Origin of the sequence: Microseira wollei NIES-4236, from assembly GCF_020521235.1 — a bacterium.
GTDB lineage: Bacteria > Cyanobacteriota > Cyanobacteriia > Cyanobacteriales > Aerosakkonemataceae > Microseira > Microseira wollei.
In genome coordinates this window covers 1-316 of the sequence record NZ_BLAY01000635.1, presented here as the reverse complement: position 1 = coordinate 316, position 316 = coordinate 1, and the positions used below count along the sequence as shown (strand labels likewise).

General features: G+C 44.9%; 1 pseudogene. It reads left to right on the top strand.

Annotated elements, in window-relative coordinates:
- A pseudogene (locus MiSe_RS50090) lies at positions 1-316 on the top strand (hypothetical protein); the annotation flags it as partial.

The window sequence follows — 316 nt, the reverse complement described above, 5'->3', positions numbered from 1 at the left end:
GGGTTTAGTTTACAAGGCGACTTTCCGGCAACCATCGCACCAAACGCCACGGGTTCTTTTACGATTAATGTCAATACAGCAACCGCAGCTAATCGGGAAGGAACGATTTCTTTTAATACGAGTGATAGGGATGAGAATCCGTTTAATTTCATCATCAAAGCTACGGTAAATCAATCATCCACAACACCATCTAGTGGGGAAATCGAAATCCTTGATGGCAATACCTCACTCACCGATGGAAACTCGACACCGCTGGACTTGGGTAACGTGAATGTGGGGGGGAATCTAACCAAAACCTTCACCTTGAGAAATACCA